The sequence below is a fragment of the Methyloceanibacter sp. genome, assembly GCF_050726195.1.
Taxonomy (GTDB): domain Bacteria; phylum Pseudomonadota; class Alphaproteobacteria; order Rhizobiales; family Methyloligellaceae; genus Methyloceanibacter.
In genome coordinates this window covers 1-5155 of record NZ_JBOHJC010000031.1, presented here as the reverse complement: position 1 = coordinate 5155, position 5155 = coordinate 1, and the positions used below count along the sequence as shown (strand labels likewise).

The following is a 5155-nucleotide window of genomic DNA, read 5'->3' as shown; positions in this document are numbered from 1 at the left end:
AGCGCTTCGTCCGCCTCACCAGGCGGTTCGGCGGCGTCATGTCAACCGTCATGGTCCCAACCGACTACCCAGTCCAGCCAGGCGACACTATTTACGTCCTCGAACGCATCTTCTAAACGAGAGCGATGACCTTCGACATTCGCTTGAGGCTGCACTGGGCCACCGGGTTCCTCGCCGTGCTCGTCGCCGCCTCTCTCCCGCATGCATCGTTCGCTCGCGACGGCGTCACTGGCTGCAGCGTCGCCGAGGTCGACGCCGAGCAGGGTCGCGTTTGGCGCTACACGATCGAGTTGCAGGTCCCGCAAGGCGGTCACTGCCGCGTCTACATTAGCGAGGACCGCGACCGTAAGAGTTGGACCTATTGCTGGCTCAAGGCGGCCGCGCAGAACCCCGTATCCGCGACTTGCGACGATCCGTTGGACGATGCGGACTTCGTCGATTGGAAGGCAAGGGCGTTGTGCGGCGACCAGTCCTTCATGGCCTATTGCCAGCGCCAGCAATGAGCTAGCCGCCTTGCTGCTTGCATTGCGGCGCGTTGGGTCTCGCCTTGCAAAGAGCCGAGCGGTCGAAATTCTTAGCTTTGGCCTTGGCACCATTCCCGCCGCCTGACGACGCGCTCTGACCGTTGCCCGGCTGGTCCTTGTCGCCCTTCGCCTTGGCCGCCTTCGGCTCGCCCTTGTCCTTATCGTTATTGCCGTTCGGCTTTGCGTTCGATGCTTTCGGCTTGCCGGCGTTGTCAGGCTTATAGCGGGCGTTCGGATTGATCACCGTCGAACCGGGACCGGCCGCGTCGGGGTTCACTTTATGCGGCGGAGCATAGTTGGGTTTCGGCTTCGGCGGTCCATTGTCCTGCTTGGCCTTGGCCTGCTTGTTCGTCGATGACTTGGAATTCGACGACTTGGCGTTAGACGCCTTGGAGTTGGATGACTTGGAGTTCGACTTTGCATTCGACGTCTTCTTGTTCGACGGCTTCGACGTCGCCTTGTGCTTGTCGGTGTTGTTGGACTTGAGCCGTGCATTGGGATCGATCACCGTGGAGCCTGGACCGCGCAGATTGGGGTTGATGGTCCCGGGGCTTTCAGTAGCGCGATTCACCCACTTCTTCGATGGCTTGTGCGCCACCTTCTTCGGCGCCCTTGCCGGCTTCACGCCCTTCCGGACGCCGGGTGCGTAGACGTAGATGTCGCGCCCGCGCCCCTTGTTCCAGCCATATGGCGCGTCGCGATAGTGCCCGCGATAGATCTTACGCGGCTCTATGTGCTGCCGCGTGAGCCGCGACCACCGATCGCGCGGCATGCCGTAGTTGTAATAATAGCCATTGCGAAACTGCGGACGATAGGCGTAGGGCGCGCGCGAGTACGCAAAGTAGGCCTCGCGCGGCGGCAACGCGTAGCGGTAGACCGTGGGCGAGGTCAGATAGAGCGGCCTGACGAAGACCCACCAATTGATCGGCGGCGGTGCGTAACCCGCTTGCCCGCCATAGGCGTAGGCGCCGTAGCTACTCGGCGGGACCGGTGCCCAGCCGACTTGGTCGTCGCCATAGCGCCACTGCACCCATGCGGGGGCCCATGTGTCGCCCGGCACCCAGAACCAGCCGAAGTTCGGGTCGTAGCCCCAGCGGCCGTAGTGATACACCGCCCAGGCAAACGGCTCATAGGAATCCCAATACCAGCCGTACTCGTCGGTAGGGATCCACTGGCCCACCGTATAGGGGCGCCAGCCTTCGCCAACGGCAAGCGGCAACCACACATAGCCGTAGGTCGGGTGGCGGACCCATTCGCCGTAGGGCGCGAGCTCGTCGTAGAACTGTTCAATGGCGAAATTGTCCTGCGCCAATGCCGGACCGCCTAGGCCGAGCTTAGCTGTGCCAGGAAGGGACACTCCCGGAGCAAACGCAAAGAGGGCGAGCAAGCCCGCCATCATCATCCGCAGGCCCAAACCGCATGCAAACCTCCAAAATCCCTCACTCGGCAACGCGTCGAATTAACCCAAAACTCGCTCGCATTTTCGGCTCGAGCGCGGCCAGATCCTGGCAACGGCACGGCCACCCTGGCTCAAACTCTGGATTTACCGACCTGAACCCAGACTGAACGTCCGTGGAGGCAGATCAGGTCCCTCGCGGGCATGGTTAACCTGACCGGACTGGCCCATTCCGTGCTTAAAATGGGGAGGACCCCGGGCATTGCCCGGGGATCGTCTGTGTTTGTCAGCGCCAGCGTGCCCGGGTCATGAGCAGCATCTATCCAGTCGTGCTTTCCGGGGGAACCGGCTCCAGGCTGTGGCCGGTGTCCCGCGCGCAGATGCCGAAGCAGCTGATGCCGTTCCTGTCGAGTCGCTCGCTGCTCCAGGAAACCGTGCTCAGGCTCGCCGGCGACGATGCGATTGCTCCGCCCCTCGTCATCTCCAACGCCGACCACCGCTTCATGATCGCGGCCCAGCTCCATGAGCTCGGCGTAACGCCGACCACACACGTGCTGGAACCGGTCGGCCGTAACACTGCGCCTGCCGCAGCCGTTGCTGCGAAGATCGTCGGCGATCTCGATCCCGACGGCATCCTCGTGCTTCTCCCGGCCGACCACCACATCGCCGATGCCGCGGGTTTCAAGCAGGCCGTCCTGGCCGCCGCGGCCTACGCCGAGAAGGGCCACATCGTCACTTTCGGCATCGCGCCAAAATCGCCCGAGACGGGCTACGGCTACATACGGCGGGGCAACGCGCTCGACGGCGGCGTGTTCGCCGTGGCGCAGTTCTGCGAAAAGCCGGACCTCGCGCGCGCCAAGGCTTTACTCGCCGAGGGCGGCTATGACTGGAACAGCGGCATCTTCATGGCACGCGCCGACGTGCTCGTAGCCGAAATGCAAGTCCATTGCCCCGAGATCCTGGCGAAGAGCGCGAGCGCCGTGTCGGGCAGCTACAAGGATCTCGACTTCCTGCGTCTTGATCAGCCTGCCTTCCAGGCCTGCCCCTCAGAGCCGTTCGACACCGCGGTGATGGAGCGCACGACCAAGGCCGTGGTCATGCCCCTCGACATCGGCTGGAGCGACGTGGGGTCGTGGAGCGCGCTGTGGGAGCTCGGGGACAAGGACCCTGCGGGCAACGTCATCAGAGGCGACGTGCTCGCAGTCGATACGCAAGAGACCTACATCCGTGGCAACGGCCGGCTCGTCACCACGCTCGGCGTCAAAGACCTCGTCATCGTCGATACCGGCGACGCCGTGCTCGTCGCCGACAGGAGCCGCGTCCAGGACGTACGCGGTCTCGTCGCCAAGCTGAAAGAGCTTGGTCGCGCCGAGCACGACACCCATTCGCGGGTGCATCGTCCCTGGGGCTACTTCGAGTCCATAGAAGCGGGCGACCGCTACCAGGTCAAGCATCTCATGGTGAAGCCCGGGGCGTCTCTATCCCTCCAGATGCATCATCACCGCGCTGAGCATTGGGTCGTGGTGAAGGGCACGGCGCGGGTCGTGCTCGGCAACCGGGAAATGCTCATCAGCGAGAACGAGTCGACCTATATCCCTATCGGCACACCCCACCGCCTCGAGAATCCCGGCAAGGTGCCGCTGAGCATCATCGAGGTGCAGTCTGGCTGCTATCTCGGCGAAGACGACATCGTCCGCTTCGACGACCGCTACGGACGGCTGGAGGAAAAGCCGGGACCGTAGCCCCCTAGCGCGTGACTCGTTTTTGCCAACCTTGTCGGGCAGAGCTAGGCTCCAGATCGAGCCGGTTTGCCCACGTCCTCAAGCATGACATCCCGCGCGACGCCTCCCCTGATCCTTCTCATTGCCGCTGGTGCCGTTCTCTTTGCCGCGCCCGCGCATGCCGAGTTCGCCGGGTGCGCCGTCACACCCACCTCGTCTGTGGTTGTCAACGTCAACGACAAGGGCGCCAAGGGCGACGGCCGCACCAACGACACTCCAGCAATCCAGAAAGCCATCGATGAGGTCGCCGGCACCGGCGGCACGGTCTATGTGCCAGACGGCACCTACATGGTGCGGGCGACGGGCAAGAGACGCCTCCGGTTACGCAGCAACATGACCCTCAAGCTGTCAAACGGTGCAGTTCTTAGCGCCATTCCAAGCGGATCGGCTTCCTACTCGGTGCTCAAGATAGCGAAGGCGGAAGATGTCACGGTTGTTGGTGGGACGCTTCAAGGCGACCGCGCACGCCATGAAAATCAAACGGGCGAATGGGGGATGGGCATTTATATAGGTCCCGATGCAAAGCGAGTAACTATCGCCGGGGTGACAGCCAAGGATATGTGGGGCGACGGTTTCTATGTGGGCGGAGCATCGGATGTCGCCTTTTGTTCGGTCACCGCCACACACAATCGCCGCCAGGGGCTCTCCATCGTCGAGGCCAACAAAATTCTGGTGACGGACTCCGTATTCCAAGAGACTCGCGGCACGCGGCCCTCCGCCGGCATCGATATCGAGCCGGATCGGCCAGAGCAAAGGGTCGTCAATGTTCGAATCCAAAACTCAAGGTTCATCAACAATGCCGGCGGTGGCATCATGATCGCCGGCAAACGCGGTTACGTCGCCAACGTGGAAATCATCCTCAATGTATTCAAGGAAGCGAGACCCATCCTCGTCGAGAACGCGCCTGCCGTGCGATCGACATCGATCTGCGATAACCGGCATATCGGCCAGCAGGCGCCCCCGGCGTCGGAAGGGCTCAATCCTTATGCCGACGCCGTCGAGGTGGTTTCGCTGCAAGACGACTGCCGCAGCGGGCGCGATTTGCGCTTCGAGGTGAAGCGGCAGAGCAAAAAGAAGAAGCCGCAAGCGGCCAACTGACCCGGCGCGGCGGCTGGTCGCCCTGGCGCGGCAGTGTGGACGCCTAAGGAATGTTAAGCCGTGGCTCATCCCCGGTCGAGCGGCGCCGAACCGACCTAGACTTGCTCAACCGCAAACGCTAACAACGCGTGGCCGCGCCTAGTGCCCAGCTCTTGGGCGGCGCGGCGCGGGCTGCTCAGTTTGCTGTCGTTCGGGGACTAGGACATGAACTTGCCGGCACTGGCCGATATTCGGATCGGGGTCATCGGCCTTGGCTATGTCGGCTTGCCGCTCGCCGTCTATCTGTCCCGGCATTTTCCCGTGGTCGGCTTCGATATCGATACCGCCCGCGTCGAGGAGTTGTCCCGGGGCGTCGA

General features: G+C 63.0%; 4 protein-coding genes and 1 pseudogene. 4 read left to right on the top strand and 1 reads right to left on the bottom strand.

Annotated features, from left to right (window positions below):
- The first annotated feature begins 125 nt into the window (after nt 1-125).
- Entirely contained in the window at nt 126-503 is a 378-nt protein-coding gene (locus ACRECX_RS15265; RefSeq protein WP_431559703.1) for a hypothetical protein, read from the top strand.
- A gap of 1 nt (nt 504) precedes the next feature.
- On the opposite strand, the gene ACRECX_RS15260 is transcribed toward ACRECX_RS15265, so the two are convergent.
- Nucleotides 505-1836, bottom strand: a complete 1332-nt coding sequence (locus ACRECX_RS15260; RefSeq protein WP_431559702.1) for a DUF6600 domain-containing protein — start codon at nt 1834-1836, stop codon at nt 505-507.
- Nucleotides 1837-2228: 392 nt separating this feature from the next.
- Between ACRECX_RS15260 and ACRECX_RS15255 the strand changes: the two genes are divergently transcribed.
- The 3 genes and pseudogenes from ACRECX_RS15255 to ACRECX_RS15245 form a co-directional block, all read left to right on the top strand.
- Nucleotides 2229-3662, top strand: a complete 1434-nt coding sequence (locus ACRECX_RS15255) for a mannose-1-phosphate guanylyltransferase/mannose-6-phosphate isomerase (protein ID WP_431559701.1) — start codon at nt 2229-2231, stop codon at nt 3660-3662.
- An 84-nt stretch (nt 3663-3746) separates the two neighbouring features.
- Nucleotides 3747-4799, top strand: coding sequence for a glycosyl hydrolase family 28-related protein (locus ACRECX_RS15250; protein ID WP_431559700.1), 1053 nt, complete (start codon nt 3747-3749; stop codon nt 4797-4799).
- A 204-nt stretch (nt 4800-5003) separates the two neighbouring features.
- A pseudogene (locus ACRECX_RS15245) lies at nt 5004-5155 on the top strand (Vi polysaccharide biosynthesis UDP-N-acetylglucosamine C-6 dehydrogenase TviB); the annotation flags it as partial.